At 68.4% G+C, this 26,258-nt stretch carries 25 protein-coding genes; 16 read left to right on the forward strand and 9 right to left on the reverse strand.

The features are described from left to right. The 3 genes from DB31_RS29785 to DB31_RS29795 form a co-directional block, all read right to left on the reverse strand. Complete coding sequence (locus tag DB31_RS29785) at positions 1-519, reverse strand: NADH-quinone oxidoreductase subunit C (protein ID WP_044193704.1); 519 nt, start codon at positions 517-519, stop codon at positions 1-3. Between the two features lie 129 nt (positions 520-648). Then, on the reverse strand, positions 649-1,923 hold the full coding sequence (locus DB31_RS29790; RefSeq protein ID WP_044193705.1) for an adenylate/guanylate cyclase domain-containing protein: 1,275 nt from the start codon (positions 1,921-1,923) through the stop codon (positions 649-651). A gap of 1,095 nt (positions 1,924-3,018) precedes the next feature. After that, positions 3,019-3,231: a hypothetical protein gene (locus tag DB31_RS29795; protein ID WP_044193706.1), complete on the reverse strand. Its 213-nt coding sequence runs from the start codon at positions 3,229-3,231 to the stop codon at positions 3,019-3,021. A gap of 209 nt (positions 3,232-3,440) precedes the next feature. On the opposite strand from DB31_RS29795, the gene DB31_RS29800 reads away from it, so the two are divergent. Together DB31_RS29800 and DB31_RS29805 are read left to right on the forward strand one after the other, a co-directional pair. Next, on the forward strand, positions 3,441-5,360 hold the full coding sequence (locus DB31_RS29800; protein WP_240486951.1) for a sulfatase-like hydrolase/transferase: 1,920 nt from the start codon (positions 3,441-3,443) through the stop codon (positions 5,358-5,360). A 27-nt stretch (positions 5,361-5,387) separates the two neighbouring features. Next, on the forward strand, positions 5,388-5,858 hold the full coding sequence (locus DB31_RS29805; protein ID WP_044193707.1) for a PaaI family thioesterase: 471 nt from the start codon (positions 5,388-5,390) through the stop codon (positions 5,856-5,858). 81 nt (positions 5,859-5,939) lie between these two features. On the opposite strand, the gene DB31_RS29810 is transcribed toward DB31_RS29805, so the two are convergent. Next, complete coding sequence (locus tag DB31_RS29810) at positions 5,940-6,506, reverse strand: NADH-quinone oxidoreductase subunit B (RefSeq protein WP_044193708.1); 567 nt, start codon at positions 6,504-6,506, stop codon at positions 5,940-5,942. A 6-nt stretch (positions 6,507-6,512) separates the two neighbouring features. Beyond that, entirely contained in the window at positions 6,513-6,881 is a 369-nt protein-coding gene (locus DB31_RS29815) for an NADH-quinone oxidoreductase subunit A (RefSeq protein ID WP_044193709.1), read from the reverse strand. A 240-nt stretch (positions 6,882-7,121) separates the two neighbouring features. On the opposite strand from DB31_RS29815, the gene DB31_RS29820 reads away from it, so the two are divergent. After that, the gene (locus tag DB31_RS29820; protein ID WP_044193710.1) at positions 7,122-8,672 is read left to right on the forward strand and encodes a methyl-accepting chemotaxis protein; all 1,551 of its coding nucleotides are present in this window, start codon (positions 7,122-7,124) and stop codon (positions 8,670-8,672) included. A 37-nt stretch (positions 8,673-8,709) separates the two neighbouring features. Here DB31_RS29820 and DB31_RS29825 read toward each other — a convergent pair whose 3' ends face one another. The 4 genes from DB31_RS29825 to DB31_RS29840 all read right to left on the reverse strand — a co-directional run bounded on the left by DB31_RS29825 (position 8,710) and on the right by DB31_RS29840 (position 12,818). Further along, complete coding sequence (locus tag DB31_RS29825) at positions 8,710-9,090, reverse strand: response regulator (protein ID WP_044193711.1); 381 nt, start codon at positions 9,088-9,090, stop codon at positions 8,710-8,712. After that, the gene (locus tag DB31_RS29830) at positions 9,087-10,673 is read right to left on the reverse strand and encodes an ATPase domain-containing protein (RefSeq protein ID WP_044193714.1); all 1,587 of its coding nucleotides are present in this window, start codon (positions 10,671-10,673) and stop codon (positions 9,087-9,089) included. The genes DB31_RS29825 and DB31_RS29830 overlap by 4 nt, the downstream gene beginning before the upstream one ends. Positions 10,674-10,694: 21 nt before the next feature. Then, on the reverse strand, positions 10,695-11,807 hold the full coding sequence (locus tag DB31_RS29835; RefSeq protein WP_044193716.1) for a hybrid sensor histidine kinase/response regulator: 1,113 nt from the start codon (positions 11,805-11,807) through the stop codon (positions 10,695-10,697). Between the two features lie 189 nt (positions 11,808-11,996). Then, positions 11,997-12,818, reverse strand: coding sequence for a PHP domain-containing protein (locus tag DB31_RS29840; protein ID WP_044193717.1), 822 nt, complete (start codon positions 12,816-12,818; stop codon positions 11,997-11,999). 161 nt (positions 12,819-12,979) lie between these two features. Between DB31_RS29840 and DB31_RS29845 the strand changes: the two genes are divergently transcribed. The 13 genes from DB31_RS29845 (at position 12,980) to DB31_RS29905 (ending at position 26,247) form a co-directional block, all read left to right on the forward strand. Beyond that, positions 12,980-13,246: a hypothetical protein gene (locus DB31_RS29845; protein WP_044193719.1), complete on the forward strand. Its 267-nt coding sequence runs from the start codon at positions 12,980-12,982 to the stop codon at positions 13,244-13,246. Between the two features lie 47 nt (positions 13,247-13,293). Continuing rightward, positions 13,294-14,514 (forward strand): deoxyhypusine synthase family protein, encoded by a 1,221-nt coding sequence (locus tag DB31_RS29850; protein WP_044193721.1) that lies wholly within the window; start codon positions 13,294-13,296, stop codon positions 14,512-14,514. Between the two features lie 24 nt (positions 14,515-14,538). After that, the gene (locus DB31_RS29855) at positions 14,539-14,985 is read left to right on the forward strand and encodes an OsmC family protein (protein WP_044193722.1); all 447 of its coding nucleotides are present in this window, start codon (positions 14,539-14,541) and stop codon (positions 14,983-14,985) included. Between the two features lie 127 nt (positions 14,986-15,112). Beyond that, complete coding sequence (locus tag DB31_RS29860; RefSeq protein WP_044193724.1) at positions 15,113-15,649, forward strand: hypothetical protein; 537 nt, start codon at positions 15,113-15,115, stop codon at positions 15,647-15,649. Positions 15,650-15,793: 144 nt separating this feature from the next. Continuing rightward, positions 15,794-16,441: a cytochrome c3 family protein gene (locus DB31_RS29865; protein WP_044193725.1), complete on the forward strand. Its 648-nt coding sequence runs from the start codon at positions 15,794-15,796 to the stop codon at positions 16,439-16,441. After that, entirely contained in the window at positions 16,429-19,386 is a 2,958-nt protein-coding gene (locus tag DB31_RS29870; RefSeq protein WP_044193726.1) for a 4Fe-4S dicluster domain-containing protein, read from the forward strand. The genes DB31_RS29865 and DB31_RS29870 overlap by 13 nt, the downstream gene beginning before the upstream one ends. Next, positions 19,383-20,816, forward strand: coding sequence for an NrfD/PsrC family molybdoenzyme membrane anchor subunit (nrfD, locus tag DB31_RS29875; RefSeq protein ID WP_044193728.1), 1,434 nt, complete (start codon positions 19,383-19,385; stop codon positions 20,814-20,816). The genes DB31_RS29870 and nrfD overlap by 4 nt, the downstream gene beginning before the upstream one ends. Further along, a complete protein-coding gene (locus DB31_RS29880) occupies positions 20,813-21,340 on the forward strand; it encodes a DUF3341 domain-containing protein (protein WP_044193730.1) in 528 nt (175 codons plus the stop codon). Before nrfD ends, DB31_RS29880 begins: the two co-directional genes overlap by 4 nt. Beyond that, positions 21,337-22,029, forward strand: coding sequence for a c-type cytochrome (locus DB31_RS29885; protein WP_044193731.1), 693 nt, complete (start codon positions 21,337-21,339; stop codon positions 22,027-22,029). Before DB31_RS29880 ends, DB31_RS29885 begins: the two co-directional genes overlap by 4 nt. Next, on the forward strand, positions 22,026-23,231 hold the full coding sequence (locus tag DB31_RS29890; RefSeq protein ID WP_044193732.1) for a hypothetical protein: 1,206 nt from the start codon (positions 22,026-22,028) through the stop codon (positions 23,229-23,231). Before DB31_RS29885 ends, DB31_RS29890 begins: the two co-directional genes overlap by 4 nt. Further along, entirely contained in the window at positions 23,224-23,583 is a 360-nt protein-coding gene (locus tag DB31_RS29895; protein WP_044193734.1) for a hypothetical protein, read from the forward strand. Before DB31_RS29890 ends, DB31_RS29895 begins: the two co-directional genes overlap by 8 nt. Continuing rightward, positions 23,580-24,629 (forward strand): cytochrome c oxidase subunit II, encoded by a 1,050-nt coding sequence (coxB, locus tag DB31_RS29900; RefSeq protein WP_044193736.1) that lies wholly within the window; start codon positions 23,580-23,582, stop codon positions 24,627-24,629. The genes DB31_RS29895 and coxB overlap by 4 nt, the downstream gene beginning before the upstream one ends. Beyond that, complete coding sequence (locus DB31_RS29905) at positions 24,610-26,247, forward strand: cbb3-type cytochrome c oxidase subunit I (protein ID WP_044193738.1); 1,638 nt, start codon at positions 24,610-24,612, stop codon at positions 26,245-26,247. Before coxB ends, DB31_RS29905 begins: the two co-directional genes overlap by 20 nt. The last annotated feature ends 11 nt before the right edge of the window (positions 26,248-26,258 follow it).

The following is a 26,258-nucleotide window of genomic DNA, read 5'->3' on the forward strand; positions in this document are numbered from 1 at the left end:
TCAGGAGAGGCCGCTGGTGCCGGGGCCGCGGAAGATGTCCTTGATGGGGCGCTCGGGGATCAGCGGCTGCCGGTCGCGCAGGGCGTAGTCCTTGCGCAGCGGGTGCCCCTGGAACTCGTCGTACATGAGGATGCGGCGCAGATCCGGATGGCCCACGAACTTGATGCCGTAGAAGTCGTAGGTGAGGCGCTCCCACCAGTTGGCGCCCTTGTAGAGAGGAACCAGCGAGGGCACCTCGGGAGTCGTCTCGGTGACGCGCACCTTGAGGCGCACGTGCTCGTTTCGCGTGAGCGAGTAGAGGATGTAGATGATCTCGAAGCGCGGATCGCTCTCGGCCAGGTGCAGCCGGTCCACGGCATCGATGGAGCCGAAGAGCTTGAAGTTCAGCTCCGGATCATTGCGGAGATACGCCGCCACCTTCGGCAGGTGCTGAGCATGGATGACGGCCCAGGCGCCGCCGGCCCTGTCGTCGTAGCGCTCCGCGACCGCCTCCGGAAGGTGGGCGGAGACCCTGTCCAACGCGAATGTGCTCAAAAGGGGGCCCCAATGGCAGAAGAATCCGCGGCTTTATAGGGAGGGCAGCCCGCAGCGTCAACGTAAAACCCCCAGCCATGTAGGGCACTTACGCGCGCTAGAAGCGAGGGGGCCTCAGGCGGCGGCGGAGGTGCCCCCAGGGCGGGCGGATCCGTGGGGCTCGGGAATGAAGAGCGAGACGGGCAGCGTCTTGCCGGGGACGGTGGCCGGGGGGGCCTCTCGCCAGAGGAAGGCCTCTCCCGCCTGCTCACGGGTCGTCCGGGACACCAGCACGGGGGCGCCCGCCGTCTTGGTGAGGCGCTCAATGCGGCTGGCCAGGTTCACGGTGTCGCCAATGGCGGTGTACTCCAGGCGCCGGGTGGAAGAGCCGATGTTGCCCAGCACCACGGGCCCAGTGTGGACACCTACACCCATTCGCAGGCCTGGCTCGCCCCGGGCGGCGCGCTCGGCGTTGACGGCCTCGAGCTCGGCCACCATGTCCAGGGCGCACTGCACGCCCCGCCGGGCATGCTCGGCATCCGCGATGGGAGCGCCGAAGTACACCATCAGTGCGTCGCCGATGAACTTGTCGAGCGTGCCGCCATGGCGGAATACCACCTCCACCATGCGCCCGTAGTACTCGTTGAGGATGGCCACCACCTGCTGGGGGGGCAGGCGCTCGCTGAGGGCGGTGAAGTCCCGGATGTCGGCGAACAGGAGCGTCACCTCGCGCAGCTCTGGGTGGGTCTTCGAGATGGCCAGATCCTGGAGCCGCTCGGCGACGGCAGGGGAGAAGTAGCGGCCGAGCCGGGCCCGCTTGAGCTCCTCGCGCGTGACGGCCGAGAGCAGGGCGCGGATGCGCAGCAGCAGGTGGGAGGCGCCCGCGGCGCTGGCTGCCAGGACGACCACGGCGGCCACCTGCGCGCCGATGGCGATGCCGGCCTGCTGTTGGAGCAGCACCTCCGTGATGGCCGCGACCCCGGTGACCGCCAAGGTCCCCAGGCGGCGCAGGGAGAGGGCGGACAGGAGGATGAGGCAGACGTAGATGCCCAGGGTGAAGCCCGCCACGCCGCCTGGGGAGGGGGAGAGGGGCAGTGACAGGGTCTGGAGCCAGAAGATGGCGGGGACGTCGACGAGGGCCAGCGTCATGCCGGACCAGCGCGCGATCCACTGGAAGTGGTAGACGCCGCCCAGGACGAGTGCGGTGACGGCCCAGTACGCAGCGAAGGGGGTGGAGTAGATGGCCCAGTCGGCGAGCCCGCGCAGGAAGCCCAGGTAGAGGGTGACGGCGAAGACGGCAGAGACGGCGAGGAAGCGCACCCACGACAGATGGAGCGCATTTCGCGCCCGCTCAGTGTCGAGTGCCCGCGAGAGGCTCTGCTCGGTAGTGGGCGCTGCCGCTTCCTTCATGACGCCGGGCGTCCCTCCCGCTGTCCGTGTCAGCCGCTGGCACACTGTGGCACGGGTTGGGCGACCGTGCACGTTGCGTACCTCCTAAGAGGGCTCGTCTGTCCGGTTGGTGAGCTTTTGGGAAACAGAACCAGGTGGGTAGGCTCAAGTAGGCTCAGGCGTGGCGAGTCTCGTACCCTTCGACGCCGCAGTCATCGCAGCCGAACGGGTAGGAGGCCTAATTCGGCTGACAGACAAAGGGCCGGTCTGGCCTGTGTTGCCTGCAGACGTAGCCCTCAATGCACGCGTGGGGATCCTTTGGATCACACGGGGGCCTGCACCGCCATGCGTCGCAGATCAATCCGTCCCTGCACGAGGGATAATCCTCACCACACCGTTCCAGGCACTCCATCCACGCCTTATCGGGACGGGCGGGCTCTCGGAGCACCACGCACTCGCCGCCTCGCGGACAGGGAGCTTGTTGGCACTGGGGGCCATAAACGTGCGCGCACACGGAGACGCCTTCCTCGTACCGGACGCAGTGCTGATCCTCTGGGCACCCGCGTGTCTCACACGTAGGCAAGCACACCGGCTCTGGCGCTGTGTCCGCGCAAAAGAAGCCAGCGGGACACGCTGCGGCATCCTCTGTCTTGCAGGGCCGAGCACACCACGGTTTGCGAAGGCCGCCGCAAATCAATCCCGGCGCGCAGGCATCGTCGCGGCTCTCCCCCAACACATAGCAGGGCTCCCCTTCCTGCCGAACGCCCAAGGGTACGCAGTACCGCACCAAGGGGCCGTCTTCCACCGTGGCGATGGTGTGGCAGACTTGGCCGTCGGGGCATTGCGAGTCTGCGGTGCACTGACTGTCGGTGCAGATCTGCCGCCTGTAGCGCAATTCGGTGACGCACCCGAGAGGAGGCTCACACGGCTGACCGGCCCCGCAGCTGCGGCGGTACGTTAGGAACTGCGCGCGCTCCTCTGAGGTCAGCATTGGGCTGATACGCCTGCCACCCGCGCCCTTTTCAGGAAGGGTGGGCCGTAGCACGCCGCCCAATAATATGGCGAGGGGCACTGGCAGCAGCAGACTGGCAAGAGTCGCCAGCAGGGGACGCCAGCTCACCCGCATGTCCTGATACACTCCGGCGTGTTTTCCTTACCGCCGCCGCAGAGCTCGTCGTACGTCTTCTGGTCGCAATATTTACGGACGAGTTCCAGGGTGTCCTGATGGACGGCTTTGGCGACACGACCCTCCTTGCCAAACTCTGAAGGACAGCCAGTCACCATCCAGAGCACCACCAGGAGCGTTCCTGCGTCACGCCAGCGCATCATCCCCTCCTGCGAGCACTGATGACCGTACCAAGAGTCAACGGACAGGGCCACGCTGCCGGAAACAGGTAACTCACGGCGGTAGGGGAGCCATGGCGGACGCAGGGCTTTTCAGGTACACGCGGCTCGTCGCCATGTCCGTCCGTGTTGCTCCCAGGCTCCTTCTCTGGACGCTCCTCGCCGCTCTCGTAGGCGCTGGGCTGGGGCTGGGGTTGTTTGCTCTGGAAACGGAGCGGTTGCTCAGCGCTGGACTGGTGGGCGTGGGCATCGATGTGGAGGGGCCCTATGCGGCGCTGATGAATGCGATCCGGCCGCTGCTGCCAGGGCTGCTCGCTCGGGTCGCGGCGGTGTATGGGGTTGGCGGCGCCGTGCTCGGGCTCTTGGCTGGAGGGCTCGCTCGCGCGTGGGGACGGCAGCGGTTGGCGTGGGTGATCCCTCATTGGCTCGTGCTGCTCGCACTGCTGGCCTGGGATCGCGCCATCGCCCGGCCCGCGCTCTTCGATGATCTGCCCGCGCTGCGCTCGGTGCTGGGCTGGCTCGTGGACCATGGCCAGCCCTGGCACCCGCGTGTGACCGTGGGGCTGTGGCTCGCTCTTCCCCTGGGTTGGCTTGCTTGGCGCTCTCGCGAACATCAGCGCTCCCTGGGCTTGGCATGTGGGGCCGTGGTGGCGGTGGGGTTGCTCGGGGCGTGGATCTCCCGGACACCCTCGGGTGGAGAGAGACATCCGCTCGTTGTCCTCATCGGGGTGGATGCGTTCCGCCCGGATCGGCTGAAGGCGCTCGGAGGCACAGGCGCGGTGGCGCCTCACCTCGATCGCTTCGTGGAAGAGGGCGCCACGCTCTTTACCCGCGCGTACACGACCATCGCTCAGACGGAACCCGCGTGGCGCTCACTGCTCACCGCGCGCTGGCCGCATCGCACCGGCGTCCGTTACTCGCTCACGGCCGAGTCCCGCTGGATCCCCACCTCCACCTTTCCTGCGCGCTTCGCGGATGCCCACTGGCGCACCGTGTTTGCCACGGATTGCTCGCGCTTCCACGCCGAGGGCCCGGACTCCGGTTTCGCCACGCGCCTCCAGCCGCCTCGGGGCGCGGTGAACTTCCTGCTGGAGAAACTCCGCTACCGCGCCGTGGGCCTGTTCGCCGATCACCGGCTCGGCGCCGCGTGGCTGCCCGAGTTCATCGACAACCGCGCCCTCGCGGGCATCCACGATCCCATCGGCTACGCGGATCGGCTCGCGGCGCGGCTCGTCTTGGAGGCCTCCCAAGGCCCCACACTGTTCGCCTTCCACGCCACCGCAGCGCATTTCCCGGGCGACCCCACCTATCCCTTCTACCGGCGCTTCGTGGCTCCCTCCGAGCCGATCGAGCGCCGGCTGCGCATGCACTTCTCCCCGGTGGTGCCCGGCGCCGCCGGAGGTGCCGGTTCCTGGAACCGGGCCGGTGCTGAGGGGCTCTATGACGAGCTGCTCGCCCAGGCCGATGCACAGGTGGGTCAGCTCTTCGACGCGCTGAAGCGGACCGGACGCTACGACGACGCGCTCATCGTCCTGTTCTCGGATCACGGCGAGAGCTTCCACGCGGACCGGCCGGACCTCGCAGGTGCCACCTCGGTGCACGGCGCCCGGCTCTCCGAGGAGGAGAACCGTGTGCTCCTGGCGGTGAAGCTCCCCCGAGGCCAACAGGCCCCCGCTCGTGTGGATACCCTCGTCCGGCTGTTGGACATGGGCCCCACGCTGCTGGAGTTGTCCCAACTCCCATCTCTCCCGAGCGACGTGGATGGCGTCTCCCTCGCGCCTCTGTTGCGCGGAGAGCCCTTCCAGCCCCAGCCGCTCTACGCGGAGACGGGCTTCACGCACGTGAGCCCGGAGATCTTCGATCCAGGCCACTGGCCCGGAGCCCCTCGCAGCTTCGAGACCTACCGCATCCGCCAGGATGGCGTGGTGGAGGTGGACGGCTCCGCCCACGACGCCATGGTCCGAGAGAAGGATCGCGGCGCCTTCGACGGGCAGCGCTGGCTGGTGGATCGCCCCCAGGCGGACGGCTCCACGAAGCGCACGTGCGTGGGCGACTGCGCGGAGCCCGCGGTGTTGTCTTCCTGGCTGGACGCGGTGCTGAGCCGCGCTCCCTGACTTCGGGCTGGGGTAGGGTGCCGCCCCATGTCGACGACGAATACCCAGAGCCTCCAGGAGCGCTACGCCCCTCACAACGCCTGCTTCGGTTGCGGCCCCGCCAACGAGAAGGGCCTCCGCATTCGCAGCATGGCGGAGGGCGATCTCGTGGTCGCCGAGTGGACCCCCTCCGAGCACCACCAGGCCTTCCCCGGTGTCCTCAACGGCGGGATCATCGGCTCGCTGCTGGACTGCCACTGCAACTGGACGGCGGCCTACCACCTCATGAAGCAGGCAGGAGCGGACTCGCCTCCCTGCACCGTCACGGCGGACTACAGCATCCAGCTCAAGCGTCCCACGCCCATGGGCCTGGTGCGGCTCGAGGCGAAGCCCGTGGAGCTCAAGGAGGACCGCGCCGTCATCGAGGGCACGCTCACCGCCAACGGCAAGGTGACGGCCACCTGCCGGGGCACCTTCGTGGCGGTGAAGCCGGGCCACCCCGCCTACCACCGCTGGTAGCCCGCAAAGCCAAGGGCCCCGGCGCTCCCTCCACCAAGGGAGCCACGCGGGGCCCTGGAGCCTCACACCCCGAGGGGCGCGCTACTTGTTCATCGAGGCCAGCAGGTTGTGCTGGGCCGCGGTGGCATTCGGCTCGCCCTTGTCGGCGATCCGGTGCACCTGCCGGCCGATCTTGTCCTGCAGCAGCATCAGGCCGTCCAGCACCTGCTCGGGACGCGGCGGGCAGCCGGGGATGTAGACATCCACCGGGATGATGCGGTCGATGCCCTGCAGCACCGCGTAGTTATCGTAGAAGCCGCCCGACGAGGCGCACACGCCGAACGCCACCACCCACTTCGGCTCCGTCATCTGCTCGTAGACGCGCTTGAGGATGGGGGCCTGCTTCAGGTTGATGGTGCCCACCACCATGAGCAGGTCCGCCTGCCGCGGCGAGAAGCGCGGGAACTCGGCGCCAAAGCGCGCGATGTCGTAGCGGCTGGCCGCCACGGACATGAACTCCATGCCGCAGCACGCGGTAGCGAACGGGTAGGTGAACAGCGAGTACTTACGGGCCCAGCCCAGGCCCTTGGAGACCATCCGCTGGAAGAAGCCCATGGCCTCGTCCCGGCGGGTGGCAATCACAGGAGCGTTGTCGATCTCAGATGCCATGGTTCCTCAGCTCTCCCACTCGAGAGCGCCCTTCTTCCAAACGTAGATAAGGCCCACCACCAGGGTTGCAGCGAAAACCACCATCTCGGTGTAGCCGAACCAGCCGAGCGCCTGGAAGTTCACCGCCCAGGGGTACAGGAACACGGCTTCGACGTCGAACACGATGAAGAGCAGCGCAACGACGTAGAACTTCACCGCGAACCGCTGCCGCGCCATGCCGCTGGACTCGGAGCCGGCCTCGAAGGTCATCGACTTGACCGCGCTCGGCCGCCGAGGGCCCAGCAAGCCGGCGAGGGTGGGGATGATCAGCGCCAGCACGCCAGACAGCAGCAGCACCACTGCCAGCGGCAGATAAGGGGTGAGAGGAGTTTCCATCGGCGGCGGACCCTAGTGACACCCGCCACCTCTGTCAAAGGGAAACTCGGTCTCCTCACACCGTAAACCGTTGAGATAACAGCGAAAAGGCACCCTGACCCTGATCCCGCCTCTTCGGCCACGCCCCTGGGGACGGTGGCAGGTGAGGGAGGGAGCAACCGGGCACGCACGGGGTGTTTGACGCTCTCGGGTCCAGGCGCCTACCGTCGCACCGTCGCGCGAACTCGGGAGAACCAGGGCATGTGGGGTCGGCTCAGTCTACGGTGGCAGGTGGCACTCGCGGTGCTGGTGCCCACCATCGTCATTTCCGCCCTCACCAGCTTCTACTTCCCGCGGAAGCAGATGGAGATCGGCCGGCACCGGCTGAAGGAGCGGGGTCTCGCGGTGGGGCTGCTGGCCCAGCAACAAGCGGCCGCCATCCTCTCGGAGCCCGAGGCCCTGCGCACGGACCGCTTTCAGCAGCTCTTTGATCAGGTGGAGAAGGGCGGCAACGTCTCCATGCAGGCGGTGCTCGAGCCCGCAGGCGGCACACTGATCCAGCGCGGCAACCTGCCGCTCGGGAGCACCGCCCTGAAGGGCGGCGAGGGGTGCGCGGACGCGTTCCTCGAGGGCACCCTGATCGTGAGCTGCTCGCTGCCGGATGGGCGCGCCTACCTCGTGGGCATGGATGCCTCGGTGGTGCACCACGAGGAGGTCAATGCCTTCATGCTGTCCGGCGGACTCGTCTACAGCGCCGCGGCGCTGATCGGCCTGGCGCTGGCCTTCTTCATCGGCCGGGCCATCACCGAGCCGGTGTCGCGGATGACGGAGGCCGCCATCGAGGTGGCCAAGGGTGACGTGTCCCGCAGCACGCTGGAGGTGACGACGGCCGCGGGCGAGGTGAAGCAGATGGCGCAGTCGTTCAGCGAGATGCTGACCACGCTGCGCGGCACGGTGGCGGAGCTGGTGTCCCGCACCGAGCAGCTGTCCAGCGCCTCGCGCGGGCTGACGGGGGCCTCGGCGGATCAGGAGCACGTCATCAGCCAGCAGGCGGCGTACGCGCAGCAGATCGCCGCCACCTTTGAGGAGCTGAGTCGCACCGCCGAGCAGATCTCCAGCTCCACGGAGGTGGTGGAGTCCAGCGCGCGCCGCACGCACGAGGCGGTGGCCGAGGCCATGGCCGTAGTGGCGCAGGTGGTGGCCGGCATCAACGACATCCGCATCGAGGCCAAGGGCGTGGCCGAGGCCATCGTCGGGCTGAACCAGGACTTGCAGCAGGTGGGGAAGATCGCCCAGGTGATCAACCAGGTGGCGGAGCGCTCGGACCTGCTGGCGCTCAACGCGGCGCTCGAGGGCACCAAGGCGGGCGAGGTGGGCCGCGGCTTCTCGCTGGTAGCCGCGGAGATGCGCAAGCTGGCGGAGAACGTGTCCGGCTCGGCGCGAGACATCGCCCGCATCGTCGAGAAGGTGCAGGACTCCGGCGAGGAGGCCGCGCAGAAGGCCCGCGTGGGCATGGCCACCTCGGATCGCGGCGTGGAGGTGGCCGAGCAGGCCTCCTCCGTGTTCGAGCGGATCGTCGAGCTGGCGCGCGGTACCAGCGAGGCGGCGCGGCAGATCACCATCGCCACGCGGCAGCAGCGCCAGTCCAGCGAGCAGGCTGTGCAGGGCGCTCGCAACGTGGCCGAGCTGGTGAAGCAGGGCGTGGATGCCACGGGCCGCACCACCCGCATTGCTCAGGATCTGCAGGCGGTGGCCGAGGGGCTCACCGCCGTCACCAGCCGCTTCAAGGTCGCCCGCGACGAGCGGTCCTGAGTCCGCTCCCGAGCGCCGCCGAGAGGGCTCTCGAGGCCTACCGCGGCTCCTCTTGATCCGAGTCTTTGGGGACCAGCGTGTGTACCTGGTCGAGGAGCTGTTGCAAGGAGAAGGGCTTCTTGAGGAACCCGGACCACCCATGGTCCTTGGGCTTCACCGTGGGCGCGATGGCGCTCATGATGAGGACGGGGAGCTTCTCGAAGGCAGGCTTCTGGCGGATGGCCTTGAGCGTCTCGTAGCCGTTCATCACCGGCATCATGATGTCCAGGATGGCCAGGTCCGGCGTGTGCTCCTCCAGGCACTTGAGCGCCTCGCGGCCGTTGCCGCACGTCAAGACGCGGTAGCGCTCCTCCTCGAGGATCGCCTTGACCGCCTCGGCGATGTCCAGCTCGTCATCGACGATGAGCACCGTCTTCATGAGCGCCTCCGCCGCCGCAGGCCGCCCCGCTTGCCCTTCTTCTTCGCCTCAGAAATCTCCATGGGCGGGGAGACCTCCTTGTCCTTCTTGTCCGTGCCTCCGTTACGCACGCGCGCGTGGCCGGTGAGGATGTTCTCCGCGCTCTGGAAGGTGTCCGCCATGCGGATGCCCTCATCGGTGATGGAGAACTCGCGGATGCCGCTGTCGTACTGGCTCTCGCGCATCTTCATGATGGAGATGAGCCGGTACAGCTGCGAGCGCAGCTCCACGTAGCGCAGCAGGATGATGTTCTCCACGTAGGCGGCGGACTCGGCCAGCGGGGTCTCCACTCCGGGGCTGAGCAGGGGCGTCTCCTCGGAATAGAGCGTGGTGGCGTCCAGCATCCGCAGTTGGTGCGAGAGCGCGGAGAAGAAGCGCCCCATGCGATCCGGGTACACGGCGGCGGAGCGGAAGCCGGACACGCCGTCGATGAAGAGGCGGATCCGCTTCACGTTGCGCTCGTGGAGGCGCTCCAGGAGCCGCTCGGCCAGCGAATCCATGTTGTGCTCCAGCGGGGGCTGCCACTGGATCTCGATGAGGCCCTTGTCCACGTACTTCTTGAGGTCCTTCATGCCCACGCCCGCAGCCTTCTCCATCAGGCGCGGAGGCGTCTCGTAGAAGCCGAAGTAGACACCGGGCTGGCCCTCGCGGGCGCCCTGGAGCAGGAAGTGGAGCCCCAGCAGCGTCTTGCCCGTGCCGGGCGCGCCCAGGAGCATGGTGGTGGAGCCGGACAGCACGCCGCCCCGGAGCGACTCGTCCAGGCGGGGGATGCCGAAGGACATGCGGATGCGGTCCCCGGGGCTGTCCTCCTGGGGGTTGGCGAACTGCACCTCGGTGCGGGGGTGGATGACTATCCCCCGCTCGGAGATCTCCACCTCGTGCCGGCCGAGCAGCGAGTCGCTGCCGCGGAACTTCAGCGCGACAAGCTCCCGCACCGCGCGCGGTCCGGAGAGCCAGAGCGACAGCTCGAAGACACCGTCCACCGCGGTGTTCTCCGGGTGGGTGTCGCCCTCCTGGTGCGGAGAGAGCAGCAGGGTGGTGCAGCCGAGGATGCTCGTGAAGGCCTGCAGGTCCTGGAGGAAGCGCTTGAAGGACAGATCCGAGCGGGCGAACTCCTTGGCCGCGTCCATGCCGTCGATGATGAGCAGGGACACCTGGTTTTGCTGGGCCGTGCGTCGCACCATGTCCAGCAGGGCCTTGAGGCCGTCCTTCTCCAGCTCGGGGTAGCCGCTGACGTAGTGGAGCTTTTCGGGGATGACGCTCCGGTCGAAGAAGGTCATCTCCTCGATGTTGGCCAGCATGCGGGCGTGAGACTCCGTCAGGAGCGTCACGTAGAGGGCACGGCCGCCCTCCTTCACATGGTTGAAGGCGATCTGGTTGGCCAGCACCGTCTTGCCTGAGCCGGGAGGCCCCAAAATGGCGTACGAGGAGCCTCTCAGCAGGCCGCCTTTGGTGATGAAGTCCAGCCGGGGCACTCGGGTGATGAGCCGCTTGTGCTCGGCCTTGCGGTCCTGCTCACCGTGCCCCTTCTCTTGAGACGACACACTCCCTCCTTCTGAAGCGCCTCAGTAGCGTTCGGTCCGGCGCAGGGGCAGCAGCACCTGGAAGGTGGCGCCCTGGCCGGGCTCGCTGGTGACCGAGATGGTCCCCCCGTGAGCCGTGACGATTTCCTTGGCGATGTAAAGGCCGAGCCCCAGGCTCTCGGACTGACGGGCCGTGGTAGCCCGCTCGAAGCGGTCGAAGATACGGGCCTGATCCTGAGGAGCGATCCCGATGCCATGATCCCTGACGAGGATGACGGCCCATTCCGGGCGCTCCTCCACGTGGATCTGCACGGGCCGGCCGCCGCCGTATTTGATGGCATTGGTGACCAGGTTGGTCAGCACCTGCTCCAGGCGAAGCCGATCTCCGAAGAGGATGATGGGCTCGTGGTGCAGCTCGAACTGGAGTTCCACGCCCACGGCGCGGGCTTGGGCTTCGAGCCGCAGGGCCAGATCTCCGGTCAGCTCCACCAAGTCCAACGCGCTGATGTCCAGCCGGAGCTTGTGGCTGGTGACGCGGGACACGTCCAGCAGCGTGTCCAGCAGCTGTTGCAGCCGATCGATCTGGCGGAGGGCGGGGGTGAGGCTCTTCTCGACGGTGGTCTTGGGGATGGTTTCGGTGGCGCCGCGGGTGGTCAGGTAGAGCGTGCGCTCCAGGTGGAGGCGCAGGGCGGTGAGCGGGGTCTTCAGCTCGTGGGCGGCGACGGAGAGAAACTCGTCTCGCTCGCGGATGGCGCCCTGGGCGCGGCTCTGGAGGCGCAGGAGCGCCTCGATGTTGGCCAGGAGCTCCTCCTCTTCCATGGGAGTGGTCCAGTAGGCGTCCGCACCGTGAGCCAGGCCCCGGATGCGGTCCTCACGCTGGACGGAGACGGCGGAGAGGTGGGCAATGAGGAGATCTTGGGTCTCCTCATGGTTGCGAAGGCGCCGGCAGACCTCGTAGCCATCGATGTCGGGCAGGTGAACGTCCAGGAGGACGAGGTCCGGCCTGCCCTCGGCGATGGACAGGGCCTGCTTGCCGTTCTTGGCCTCGAGGACCTGGTAGCCGGCCATGCGCAGCATGTGGCTGACCATGTAGAGGGTCGCAGGGTGATCGTTGACGTTGAGGATGGTCGCCTTGGGAGGCGGCCGCTCACCCATGTTTCCTGGCGCGTTCACAAAGTCTTTCCGCGAGGGAGACTGTGTACCGTCGTTCAGAAGCGGAATCCCACCAGGAAGTTTTTACGTCCGAATCCCTTCAAGCCTCCCCCCCGGTGTTGCTTGGTAGGCAGTCATGCGATGAGGTGTGAGATAGGCAACGTCTGAAGAGAGAGCCGCTCGTCACGCCCCTCAAGAAATGGCAGCGCGGGAGCGGAGCTTCTGGAACTGCTCCGGGGGCATGGAGGCCGTGCCCAGATGCCGCCCCGGCGCCACCTTCTCTCCGTGGAAGTCGCTGCCCGCCGTGGGCACCAGCTCGAACTCCTTCGCCAGTGCCATGTACTTCTCCCGCACGCTCGGGTTGTGGTCCGAGTGGTACACCTCCAGCCCCGAGAGCCCGGCCTTCGCCAGTTGCGCGATCTCCATCCGGTTCATCTTCGAGGTGCCCGGGTGCGCCAGCGTCGCGGTGCCGCCCGCGTTCCGGATCAGCTGGATGGCGTCCACCCCGTCCAGCCGGTAGCGGTCCACCCACGCAGGGCGTCCGTCTCCCAGGAAGCGGTCGAACGCCTCCTTTGTATCTACGCACCAGCCTTTCTCCACCAGCACCCGCGCCAGGTGCGGCCGGCCCAGGTGGGCCTTGTCCGCGATGGCGTACACGTCCTGCATCCGCACCGGGAAGCCGAGCTTGCGCATCTTCTCCACCATCTGCTCCATGCGCTGCTCGCGCTCGATGCGCAGCTTGTCGGCGAACTGGGAGATGTCCGGGTCCTCCGGCCGCAGGAAGTGCCCCAGAATGTGGGCCTCCCGCCCCAGCACGAACGCGGACAGCTCGATGCCGGGTACCAGCTCCAGGCCCCGGGCCTTCGCCGCCGCCATCGCCGCCGCCAGCCCTGCCACCGTGTCGTGGTCTGTCACCGCCAGCACCGTCACCCCCGCTGCAGCCGCCATGCTCAGCAGCTCGTCGGGGGAGTGCTGTCCATCGCTTGCAGTGGTGTGGGAGTGCAGATCAATCACGGCGTGCTCCAGGGTTCAGGGAGAAGGGGAGGGGCTCCTGTCTCTCTATCTACCTGAAGCCCGGTCCGGCGGCATGCCTGGGGGCGGACTGGCCATGACTGAACGCCTGCCCCCGAGTCCCTCACCGTGCCGGGCCGCCTGCGCGTAGAGTCCTCGACACCATGGCCAAGACGGACGACACCATCGAGAACCGGGTCTATCTCTTCGAGTCGCTCGCGAGCAGCTACGTGGCGGCCGCCTCCGAGCTGCTGGGCTCCGACGACGCCTCCGTGCGCGAGCGGGCCCGGCGCGCCCTGGCGGAGCTGGCCTACGTCTCCTGCGTGGTGGCCGACACCCAGCACCTGTCCCCCGAGCAGGTTCGCGACCGCATCCTGGGCGCTCCCGAGCCGGAACCGGCCCCCAAGTCCAAGGCCGGGGGCCGCCGGTAGCGCGGATCGCTCCCCACAGCGCGCCGCGGATGGTATAGCCGCGCGCCATGGCCAAGACCTCGAACCCGAAGAAGTCCCTCCGCGCTGCCTACTCGGGGGCGCGCAAGGCGGATCCCCGTCCCATCACCGGCAAGGAGAAGCCGGCTGAGCTGCTCGCCCATGCCTTCAGCGCCTACGTGGGCCGTCAGGAGCGCACCGCGTTCGAGCTCATGTCCAAGTCGGTGGAACAGGACGCGTCCATCTTCCTCACGCTGTCGGGCGCCATGACGCCGGCGGGCCTGCACCAGAGCTGCCTCATCCCACTCATCGAGAAGGGCGTCATCTCCGCGCTGACCACCACGGGCGCCAACCTCTACCACGATGCCCACCGCATCATCGGCCACGCCATTCGCGAGGTGAACCCGAACGCGGGCGACCTTCAGTACCGGCTGGCGCGCATCATCCGCATCTACGACTTGGGCTTCTGGGAGGAGGCGCTGCTGGACACGGACCGGCTTTTCTCCGCCATCATCCGCGGCCCCGAGTTCCAGCGGAAGATGACCACCCCCGAGTTCCACTACTTGCTGGGCAAGGCCGTCTACCAGATCGAGAAGAAGCTGGGCGTGAAGCAGCCCTCGCTGCTGTCCACCTGCTACAAGCACGCAGTGCCCATCTGGGTGGGCGCGGTGCAGGACGGCTCGATCTTCCTGAACGTCGTGAAGCTCAAGCGCCTGCTGGGCGCCGAGTTCAAGTTCGAGCTCGACATCAACGACGACGTCTACTCCATGGCGGCGATGCAGCACTTCTGCCGCCACAACGGCTCCAAGCGGCTGGCGATCTGGATCCTCGGGGGTGGCGTGCCCAAGAACTACACGCTGCAGGGCGAGCCGCTGCTGGACCAGATCCTCAACGTGCCCACCACGGGCTTCGACATCGACGTGCAGTTCTGCGTGGACCCGGTGGACAACGGGGCGCTGTCGAGCTGCCCGGCCGGTGAGGGCCACACCTGGGGCAAGGTCTCCGTGGAGGCCGTGGAGACGGGCTCGGTGTACGTGCACTGTGACGTGACGGCCGTGTTCCCCTGGCTCACGCACGCGCTGCTGTCCGAGCCGAAGAACAAGCGCAAGCCCATGCGGCTGATGGACAAGATGGGCGAGGCCATCTCCTTCCTGGACAAGGACGTGCGCAAGCGCAGCAAGGAGTTGATGAAGACGCTGGACTGGAGCATCCAGGACGCGGAGCCCTCGAAGGAAGAGGACGCCGAGAAGCACGAGGCTTACGTCCGCTAACCCGTTGTGCACAGGAGCACTGACATGAGCCAGCCCTCGCAGCCCACCGGTGTGGTGATGACCGCCATCACCGCTCCGGCCTTCAAGACGCAGCTTGAGCACGGGCCCTCGGGCTCGCGCATGAACACGGAGGCCCCCAAGGACAACGGCGGGACGGGGGCCTCGTTCTCGCCCACGGACTTGGTGGGCGCGGCGCTCGCCTCGTGCGCGGTGACGACGATGGCGCTGACCGCCTCGCGCGAGGGCATTCCCTTTGGGGAAGCCCGGGCCACGGTGGAGAAGCGGATGACGCCTCCGCCGCGCCGCATTGGCGAGCTGGTGCTGCAGATCCAGATGCCCGCGGGCCTGTCCAAGGCGCACCGGGCCCGGCTGGAGGAGGCTGCCCACGGCTGCCCCGTGGCACGAAGCCTCCACCCGGACCTGAAGCTGCCCGTCACCTTCACCTACCCGGACGAGCCCCGCGAGGGCTGACGCTTGGGTGCCTGCTGACGCGCGTCTGAGCTTCCCTGCCTGGTGTCCAGGCACTGGGGCGCTGACGCCTGCAAGCCCCGGCGGGAATGCCAACCCTGGCAGGAGTCATCCGCCAGGGAGGCAGACCGTGGACGTCAAGCTGCTGGGCATCTACCTGAACGATCATCTCGCCGGCTCGCACACGGGGCTCGAGCTCGCGCGCCGTGCGCACCGGGAGAACCGGGACAACGCAGTGGGGCGCTACCTCATCACGTTCATCAAGGAGCTGGAGGATGAGCGCACGGTGCTGCAGCAGATCATGCGTGCGCTGGGCGTGACCCGGAACGAGTTCAAGCACCTCGCGGGGTGGGTCATGGAGAAGGTGGCGCGGCTGAAGACCCACACCCATCTGGTGCACCGCACGCCCCTGACCCGGATGGTGGAGCTGGAGGCGCTGTCCATCGCGGTGATCGGCAAGCGCTCCATGTGGACCCTGCTGCAGCGGCACGCGCGAGTCGAGCGGCGGCTGGCGGGCTTTGACTTCGAGACGCTCATCGCCCAGGCGGAGTCGCAGCACGTGTCGCTGGACCGGCTGCGCCTGCAGGCCGCGGAGACAGCCTTCATGCAAGCGCCACTGCCCTCTGGCGTGGCCTCGCCCCTGGAGCACCCCGAACACGTGGGGTGAAGCTGGCCCCGAGTCCACCCTGGATGTGGGCCTCCGGACAGGGGCAGGACAGGAGCGTGGAGTCCGCGACAGGCCTCCGGAATTTGCTTATCCGCCCGGCGGAGAGCTTCTGTACGTGGGAGCCCATCCTTCCACGGGCGGTGTATGGGGCTCTTTCCTCCAGGCACAGACGACGTGATCCGCGGGGTGCTCGGCCTGATGGCGGGGCTTCCCGTGGTGGGCACCGTGGGGCTGATGCTCATGGCCCGGAGCCCCCTGGGCACCTCAGCCTTCGAGCCGGTGCAACAACCCGTGCAGTTCGACCACCGCCACCATGTCGGGGATGAGGGCATCGGCTGCCGCTACTGCCATGAGGGCGCCTGGGAGGGGCCCTTCGCGGGTGTTCCGCCCACCAGCCGGTGCATGGGCTGCCACGCGCAGATCTGGAACGAGAGCTCGCTGCTAGCACCCGTGCGCGAGAGCTACTTCCAGGACCGGCCCATTCCCTGGAACCGCGTCCACCGGCTGCCGCACTTCACGTTCTTCAACCACTCCATCCATGTCCATAAGGGCGTGGGGTGCGTGAGCTGCCACGGCCGCGTGGATCAGATGCCGCTCGTGCAGCAGGTGGTCCCTCTCACCATGGGCTGGTGCCTGGAGTGCCATCGCGATCCGGCGCCCCACCTGCGCCCACTGGAGCACATCGCCGACATGACATGGCGGCCCGCGGGTGATGCCCGCGAGGTGGGCCGCCGGGTGATGCAAGCGCTGCAGGTCTCCCCTCGCACCGAGTGCACCACATGCCATCGCTGAAGGAGCGCTACCCCCTGCCAGTGCTAGCCGAGGCGCCCGACGCGTGGCGCAGCCTCGAGGAGCGCCGTGCCACGCTGGCCGCGCCCGAGGGCGAGTTCCCCCTGGGAGCCTCCGAGCCGCCTCAGGGGATCTCCCGCCGGGCGGTGCTGGAGCTGGCCGCCTTCGGGGCCGCCGCGGCGGGGCTGTCCGGCTGTTTCCGGCAGCCTCCCGAGAAGGTGATGCCCTATTCGAAGCAGCCGCCCGAGGTGACGCCCGGAGTGCCGCTGCACTACGCCACGGGGCTCACGCTGGAGGGCTACGTGCGCGGCCTCGTGGTGCGCAGCCACGAGGGCCGGCCCACCAAGGTGGAGGGCAACCCTGAGCAACCCGAGAGCCTCGGTGCGGCGGGTGCGCATGAACAGGCATCGTTGCTCGGGCTGTACGATCCACACCGCGCGCGCGTGGTGCGCCACCAGGGGGAGCCTGTCTCTCGCGCTGCGCTCTTCTCGTGGCTGATCGAGCGCGCCCAGCGGAACGACGGGGGCGCCGGACTTCGGCTGCTGGTAGAGCCCAGTGCCTCTCCGCTGTGGGCGGACACCTATGCGCGGCTGCTCGAGCGCTACCCTCGCGCGAAGGTGGTGCCCTTCAGCGGCATCGAGCCAGTGCAGGCGCGCGAGGGGGCCCGGCTCGCCTTCGGTCGGCCGCTCCAGGTGCTGCCTCGCTTCTCGGAGGCACGCACGGTGGTGTCGCTGGACGACGACTTCCTGTCCACGTTGCCAGGGAGCCCGCGCACAGCGCGTGAGTTCGTCTCCGCTCGCGCCCGGCCGGAGAGCAATCGGCTGTGGGTGGTGGAGAGCCACTTGAGCGTCACGGGCGCCTTCGCGGATCACCGGCTGAGAGCCCGGCCCTCCCGGCTGCCGCATTTGGCGCGCGCGCTGGCCGCCGAGGTGGGACGGGCGCTGGGGCACGCGGGGCTCGCGAGTCTCGCCGACGGCACCACGTCCCTGAGCGAGACGGAGCGGCGCTGGCTGACGGTGGCAGCCAAGGATCTCGTGGCGCAGCGAGGCGCGGCGCTGGTGGTGGCCGGAGCGCGGCAGCCCGCAGCGGTTCATGCGCTCGCACACTGGCTCAACGAGGCCCTCGGCCCGGGCGCGCTGGTGCGCTTCGTGGACGAGCTGCTCAGCCCTGTGCCAGACGCCTCGGCGCTGCCGGCCCTGGTGGAGGAGCTGCGCGCCGGGACCGTGGACACGCTGATCATCACCGCCTGGAACCCTGTCTACCGTGCGCCCGTGGATGTGCCTCTCGTCGAGGCGCTCGGGCGGGTGCCGTACACGGTGTACTGCGCGCTCGAGGAGGACGAGACGGCTGCGGCGTGTACTTGGTTCGTCCCCGCTACTCACCCTTATGAGACGTGGGGAGATGGGCGGGCTCCGGAGGGAACCGCGACGATCCTCCAGCCGCTCATCGCCCCGCTGCAGGAGGCCGCGGTGGCGCCGCTGGACCTGTTGGCGGCCTTCACCGGAACGCTGGAGATGCCGCCCTACGAGCGGCTTCGGACGTTGTGGCGGGAGCGGGCCGGGCGTCCAGTGAGGTTCCAGGAGGCATGGGAGGGCTGGCTGGCCACGGGGGTCGTGCCAGGCACCGAGCTGCCGGCGCTCCAGGCGCGGGTGGACGCGGAGGCGGTCCTCGCGGCAGCGCGGGCACTTCGTCCCGCAGGGGAGGGACTCGAGCTGCACTTCGTGCCGGATCTCAAGCTCTACGATGGGCGCTTCGGTGCCAACCCGTGGCTGCAGGAGCTGCCCGATCCCATGACCCAGCTCACGTGGGACAACGCCGCCCTGGTGAGCCCCGCGACGGCCGCCCGGCTGGGGCTGGAGAGGGGTTCTCGGGTTCGGTTGGAGCTCCGGGGCCGCGCGCTGGAGGTGGCGGTGTTGCCCGTGCCCGGTCAGGCCGATGACACGGTGACGCTCCCGCTCGGCTACGGGCGGACGCGGGGCAGCCCCGTGGCACAGGGCGTGGGCTTCAACGCGTACACCCTGTGGCATCAGGACTCGCCGGGGTGGGCCACGGGAGCGCGGCTCTCCCTGCTGGAGGGCCACCACGCCTTCGCGCTGACGCAGGAGCACTGGCGGATGGAGGAGCGGCCCCTGGCGCTCCAGACGACGCAGGCCCGGTTCAAGGCCCACACGGACATGCTGCAAGGGATGCAGGAGCCCACGGAGCACCTCTACCCGCCGCCGGGGCCTCCGGTCGAGCCGCCCCACCGCTGGGGGATGGCCATCGATCTGCACCGCTGCACCGGGTGCAGCGCGTGCGTGGTGGCCTGCCAGGCGGAGAACAACATCCCTGTGGTGGGCAAGCACGAGGTGCTGCGCGGCCGGGAGATGCACTGGCTGCGCATCGATCGCTACTTCCTGGGAGACGAGCACGAGCCGGGAGTCATCACCCAGCCGCTGATGTGCGTGCACTGCGAGTACGCCCCTTGCGAGTACGTGTGCCCCGTTAACGCCACCGTCCACTCGGACGAGGGCCTCAACCAGATGATCTACAACCGCTGCATCGGCACGCGGTACTGCTCGAACAACTGCCCGTACAAGGTCCGCCGCTTCAACTACCTGGACTATACGGGCCACGACCCGCTGGCGCGGATGCACCGCAATCCCCAGGTGACGGTGCGCTCGCGCGGGGTGATGGAGAAGTGCACCTACTGCGTGCAGCGCATCGAGTCGGCGCGCATCACCGCGCGCGTGGAGCGCCGCACCATCCGTGAGGGCGAGGTCCGCACGGCCTGCCAGCAGGCGTGTCCCACGGAGGCCATCGTCTTCGGAGATCTCAACCGCCCGGAGTCCCGCGTCTCCCAGCTTCACGAGGATCCCCGCCACTACAAGCTGCTGCACGAGCTGGGGACCGCGCCGCGCACGGTCCACCTGTTGCGGCTGAAGAACCCGCACGAGGAACTCGGATGAGCGAGCCCGCGCCCAAGGCCCCTGTGATGGCCGATCCGCTGGTGGAGCACCCGCTCATCGAGGGGCGCTACTCGAACGCGGAGCTCAACGCATCGCTGATGCGGCCCGTGCTGGCCGGACCGGCGCGCTGGTGGTGGGTGCTGGTGGGGATCTGCTCCGCGCTCACCGTGCTGCTGATGGTGGGCATGGGAGTGACGTTCGCGAAGGGCGTGGGGACCTGGGGCAACAACATCCCGGTGGCCTGGGCTTTCGGCATCATCAACTTCGTCTGGTGGATCGGCATCGGCCACGCCGGCACGCTCATCTCCGCCATCCTGCTGCTGTTCGCCGAGAAGTGGCGCAGCTCCGTCAACCGCATGGCCGAGGCGATGACGCTGTTCGCCGTGGCGTGCGCGGGCCTCTTCCCGCTGCTGCACCTGGGGCGCCCGTGGAAGTTCTACTGGCTGGTGCCGTACCCAAGCGTGCTGCGCGCCTGGCCGCAGTTCCGCTCCCCGCTCACGTGGGACATCGTGGCGATCCTCACGTACCTCACGGTGTCGGTGCTCTTCTGGTACGTGGGCTTGCTGCCGGATCTGGCGTCCGCGCGGGATACCGCCCGGGAGACGTGGAAGCGCCGCGCCTGGGGAGTGCTGTCCATGGGATGGCGCGGCAGCGCCCGGCACTGGCTCCAGTGGCGCGCCGCGTACGTGGTGCTCGCGGGAGTGGCCACGCCGCTCGTCGTGTCGGTGCACACCATCGTGTCCTTCGACTTCGCGGTGGCGCAACTGCCGGGCTGGCACACCACCGTTTTCCCTCCGTACTTCGTGGCGGGCGCCATCTTCTCCGGGCTCGCCATGGTGCTCACGCTGCTGTTGCCCGCGCGGCGGGCGCTGGGCCTGCACCACGTCATCACGAATGCGCACCTGGATGTGCTCTCGCGGCTGATGCTCGTGTCCGGGCTCTTCGTGGCCTACGGCTACGTGCAGGAGCATTTCTTCGGCTGGTACAGCGGCAACGAGTACGAGCAGCACGCGATGAACATCCTGCGCGTGGGCCCATACGCGCCGCTCTTCTGGACGGTCATCTTCTGCAACGTGGTGGTGCCACAGCTGTTCTGGATCGGGCGGCTGCGCATCCAGCCGGTGGTGCTCTGGGTGGCCGCGCTGCTGGTGAACGTGGGCATGTGGCTGGAGCGCTTCCTGATCGTGGTGGCGCCTCTGAGCGAGGACTTCCTGCCGAGCAGCTGGAAGCACTACGCGCCTACCTGGGTGGACCTGAGCCTGCTGTCCGGGACGATGGGGCTGTTCGGCCTGGGCTTCCTGCTGTTCCTCAAGCTGGTGCCGCCGGTGCCGGCCAGCGAGGTGAAGCACCTGCAGCATGAGCTGGAGTCCTCCGAGGCCTTCGCGCGCGAGGCGGCGGCTCAGAGGCGGAGCGGGGGAGGGGCACCATGAAGCGCTGGGTGCTCGGAGAGTTCGGTTCGCCCGAGCGGTTGCTCGAGGTGGCCCGTGCGCTGCGGGAGCGCGGCTTCGTGCGGCTGGATGCGCACACTCCGTTCCCCGTGGAGGGGCTGGCCGAGGTGCTCGAGCTGAAGTCCTCGCGCCTGCCCGCGCTGGGGCTGCTGGCAGGGCTTGGCGGCGCGGCTGGGGCCTACCTGGTGCAGTGGTTCACACAGGCGGTGGACTGGCCGCTGAACGTGGGCGGGAGACCGCTGCACAGCGCGCCCGCCTTCATTCCCATCACCTTCGAGACGGGGGTGCTGTCGGCTGCGGGTGCGGTCTTCTTGGGCTTGTTCGTGGTGTGCGGGCTGCCTCGGGTGACACACCCAGTCTTCGAGCTGGAGTCCTTCCGCAGCGCCAGCGTGGATGGCTTCTGGATCAGCGTCGCGGTGGAGGAGTCCACTCCGCCCGAGACGGTGGCCGAGGTGCTGCGCACCCTGGGCGCCTCGCAGGTGTCGCAGGTGGAGGGCGAAGAATGAGGGTCGCCAGGCATCTGCTCTGCGGGGGGGCGCTGGCCTTGTCCGCCTGTGAGGACCGGGATCCGATGCAGGTGCAGGAGCGCGATAACGCGTTCTCGGAGGATCCTCTCTTCGCGGACGAGCGGGCCATGCGCCCCACCGTGGCCGGCACGGTGCCCCAGGAGTGGTACCGGCAGCAGGCCCGGTTCATGGTCCACCAGAGCCTGGACGCGGGCTGGGTCGCGCGGCCACCTGTGCCGCTGACGCGCGAGCTGCTCCACGAGGGCCGCTCCCACTTCGAGACGTGGTGCGCGCCTTGCCACGGGCTGTTGGCGGATGGCCAGAGCGTGGTGGGCCAGAACATGCAACTGCGGCCCGCACCCGCGCTGTTCGGGCCTCTGCACGTGCCGCACCCGGCCCGAAGCGCCTCGCAGCTCGATGGAGGAGTGCCCGAGCCGGGCTCTCCGCATGCAGTGCCGGTATCCGCGGGCTGGGAGGCACTGCCGCACCCGGCCGGCTTCTATTACGCGGTCATCACCGAGGGGTATGGGCTGATGCCGTCCTACGCGGAGGCGCTCAAGCCCTCCGAGCGGTGGGCCGTGGCGGCCTACCTGCGAGCACTCGCCTACAGCCAACAAGCGCCCATGTCGGCCGCGCCTCCCGCGGTCCAGGCCACGCTCCAGCAGGAGCGTTCGGGAGGGGTTCCATGATCACCGTGCTACCGCGCTTCGAGGGCAACCGGAGGTTCCTGGGCGTGTCGCTCGCCGTAGGAGTCCTGGGGCTGGCGGCGACGCTGGCGGGCGGGTTCGCCGATGCCCGCGAGGCGAGCCATGGCTACCTGTTCGCCTTCGCCTTCTGGCTCTCCCTGTGCCTGGGCGCGCTGGTGATGCTGTCGTCCTTTCACGCGGCGCGGGCGCGCTGGCCCACGGTGCTGCGGCGGCCTCTGGAGGTGATGGCGGCGTGCTGCCCGCTGTTCATCCTGCTCTTCCTCCCCGTGGTACTGAGCATGCGCCACCTGTTCCCCTGGGTGGAGCCATCGCCGGCGCTCGGCGAGCACGCGCTGCATTTGCTCGAGCACAAGCGCCCGTACCTGAACCTGACGGGGTTTCTCCTCCGGGCGGTGCTCTACTTCGGGGTGTGGTGCGCGGTGGCGCTGCTGCTCTACCGCTGGTCCGTGCGCCAGGATGCCGAGCCCGAGAGCAACGAGAGGGTGGTGCGGCTCACCGCGTGGCAGAGGCGGCTGGCGGCGGGCTCGCTGCCGGTGGTGGTGCTGTGCGTGTCGTTCGCCTGCCTGGACTGGCTCATGTCCCTGGATCCGCTGTGGCAGTCCACCGTGTACGCGCTCTACGTGGGGTGCGGCGCAGTGGTAGCGGCCCTGTCGGTGGTGGGGCTGCTGGCGGCGCAGGGGCAGGGGGCGGGGCAGTTCGGCGCGCTGATGCGGCCGGTGCACTTCCGGTGGCTCGGCACGCTGCTGCTCAGCTTCGTGTGCCTGTGGGCCTACTGCGTCTTCTCGCAACTGTTGCTCATGTGGATCGCCACGCTCCCCGAGGAGGTGACGTGGTACCAGGCCCGGCTCGACGGCGGCTGGCGGTGGCTGGCGGCATTGCTGGCCTTGGGCCACTTCGCGGTGCCCTTCCTGCTCCTGCTGCAGCGGAGCATCAAGGAGCAGCCCCGGCGACTGGCCGCCGTGTGCGCGTGGCTCCTGCTCATGCGCGCGGTGGATCTGTATTGGCTGGTGCTGCCCGCGCTCCATCCGCGGGAGTGGTACCCGCACTGGACGAGCCTCACCGCGTGGGTGGGCGTGGGCGGGCTGTTCGTGGCGGCCTGCCTGTGGCTGCAGCGCGGCGGCTACACCGTGCCAGTGCGCGATCCATTCCTCCTCCACTCGCTGCGGGTGCCCAGCCATGAGTGAGGGCTTCACGCCACCCCCGCCGCAGCACGATCGGCTGCCGAGCCTCCGCATCCTCGCGGTGCTCGTCGGCTGGCTGGTGCTCACCTCCCTGTCGGTGCTGGGCATGCGGTGGTGGGAGGCGCGGAACCAGCCTGCCGTAGCAGCGGGAACTCCGGCGCAGTTCGGCGAGGCGGAGATCGCGAACGTCAACCAGCGACCCTTCGCACTGGAGAAGGAGGCACCTCGGCTGCGAGCCGCTCAGGACTCGCGGCTGGAGCGCTATGGCTGGGTGGATCGCGGCGCGGGCGTCATCCATGTGCCCATCGAGCAGGCCATGGATCAGGTGCTGGCGCAGGAAGGGAGGGGGCCATGATGGAGTTCTTGCGGCACCTCCTGTTCCTTCCTCGGGGGGGCTCCACGCTGGCGGACCGCGTGGATCGCATCCACTTCTTCATCATCATCGTCACCTTCATCGTGGCGGTGTGCATCGGGCTCACGGGGCTCGTGTTCCTGGTGCGCTTCCGGCGCCGGCACGCCCTCGCCCTCACCCCTCGGGTGCAGGCCCCCGCGTGGCTGGAAGCGATCTTCATCAGCGTGCCCCTCTCCTTCTTCCTGCTTTGGGGCGTGCTCGGCTTCCGCGACTTCGTGTGGGTGAAGAACCCGCCGGCGGGCGCGCTGGATGTGTACGTGACGGGCAAGCAGTGGATGTGGAAGTTCGCGCTGACGGACGGCGTGGGCAGCGTGGGAGTGCTGCACGTGCCCACGGGGCGCCCGGTGCGGTTGATGATCACCTCGCGGGATGTCGTTCACTCGTTCTACGTGCCCGAGTTCCGGCTGAAGCAGGACGCGCTGCCTGGGCGCTATACGGAGACGTGGTTCGAGGTGAAGCATCCGGGGCGCTATCAGGTGCTGTGCGCCGAGTACTGCGGGTTGGATCACTCGCACATGCTCGGAGAGGTGGTGGCGCTGGAGCCGGGCGATTTCGAGGCGTGGCGGGCCTGGCAGAAGGCCTTGCCCACGGCCAGTCCGGGGGAGATATCCGAGCAGGTCTCCGGCGCGGATGAGCGGGGGCCACTGGCCGAGCTCGGGCGCACCGTGGCCGCGCAGAAGGGCTGCTTCAAGTGCCACACGGTGGACGGGACGCCGCACATTGGGCCTACGTGGCTGGGGTTGTACGAGCGCGAGGAGCCGCTGGCGTCGGGCGGACGCATCCGGGCGGACGTGGCCTACCTCACCGAGTCGATGATGGATCCCGCCGCCAAGGTGGTGGCGGGCTTCAACCCGGTGATGCCCACATTCCATGGGCAGCTAAGCCCGGGGGAAGTGGCCGCGCTGGTGGAGTTCATCAAGTCACTGCGACCCGAGCGCCCCGTGCCTCCGGCCGCGCAGGAGCCCACCTATGTCCCTGCCCAGCGCTGAGCCTCGGCTTCCCGAGCGGCACTACCTCAACGCCGAGCGGGGCCTGTGGTCGTGGCTGACCACGCACGATCACAAGCGCATCGGGTTGATGTTCCTGGGGATGCTGCTGCTCATGTTCCTGCTGGGCGGCATCTACGCCCTGGCGCTGCGGATCGAGCTGCTCACCCCGGGTGAGACGATCATGGGCCGGCTGGCCTACAACCGCGCGTTCACGCTGCACGGCGTGGTGATGGTGTGGCTGTTTCTGATCCCCTCCATTCCCTCCGCGTTTGGCAACTTCCTGCTGCCGTTGATGATCGGGGCGAAGGACGTGGCCTTCCCACGCCTCAACCTGGCGAGCCTGTACCTCTACGTGCTGGGAGCGGCGATCACGCTGTGGGGCATGTTCGAGGGTGGAGCGGACACCGGGTGGACGTTCTACACGCCCTACAGCACCGCGACGGGGACGGCGGTGCTGCCGGTGCTGCTGGGCGTCTTCGTGGTGGGCTTCTCCACCATCCTCACGGGGGTGAACTTCATCACCACCGTGCACACGATGCGGGCGCCGGGCATCACGTGGATGAAGGTCCCCCTGTTCGTGTGGGCCATCTACGGCACGGCCGTCATCCAGGTGCTGGCCACGCCGGTGCTGGGCATGGTGCTGGTGCTGGTGATGCTCGAGCGCGTGGCGGGCCTGGGGATCTTCGACCCCGCACGCGGCGGGGATCCGCTGCTCTACCAGCACCTGTTCTGGTTCTACAGCCACCCGGCCGTCTACATCATGATCCTTCCGGGCATGGGCGTGGTCAGCGAGGCGGTGTGCGCGTTCAGCCGGAAGAACCCGTTCAGCTACCGCGTGCTCGTCTTGAGCACGGTGGGCATCGCCTTCGTGGGCTTCCTCACGTGGGGCCACCACATGTTCGTCTCCGGGGCGTCAGTGCTGGGAGCGGGGGCCTTTAGCATCCTGTCCATGCTGGTGGCCATCTTCACGGCGCTGAAGATCTTCACCTGGTTGGGCACCATGTACCGGGGCAGCATCTGGATCACAGCGCCCTTCGTGTACGTGCTGGGCTTCATCTTCCTGCTCTTCTTCGGGGGCATGAGCGGAGTGGCCGTCGCCGTCACCTCGGCAGACATCCACTGGCACGACACGTACTTCGTGGTGGCCCACTTTCACTTCATCATGGTGGGCGCCTCGCTCATGGCCTTCCTGAGCGGGCTGCACTACTGGTTCCCGAAGATGTTCGGGCGGCGCTACCCAGAGGCGGTCGGGATTGGCACGGCAGTGCTCATCATCTTCGGGTTCATCGCCACGTTCCTGCCGCAGTTCCTCTTGGGCAACATGGGCATGCCGCGGCGCTACGCGGACTACCCAGAGCGGTTCCAGTCGCTGCACGTGGCCTCCACAGCGGGGGCCTCGCTGCTGGGCTTCGGCTTCCTCATCATCGCGATCTACCTGGGCTGGTCATTGCGGCATGGGCGGGTGGCCGGGCGCAACCCATGGGAGAGCCGCGGCTACGAGTGGCTGAGCGAGTCGCCTCCTCCGGAGTCCAACTTCCACGAGCCGATGGTGTTCACGGACCCGCCGCATGACTACTCGAAGCCGGGCGTGGAGCCGGAGGTGGGCCGTGCAGCCTGAAGCGAGCGGGA

It is taken from the genome of Hyalangium minutum, from assembly GCF_000737315.1.
GTDB lineage: Bacteria > Myxococcota > Myxococcia > Myxococcales > Myxococcaceae > Hyalangium > Hyalangium minutum.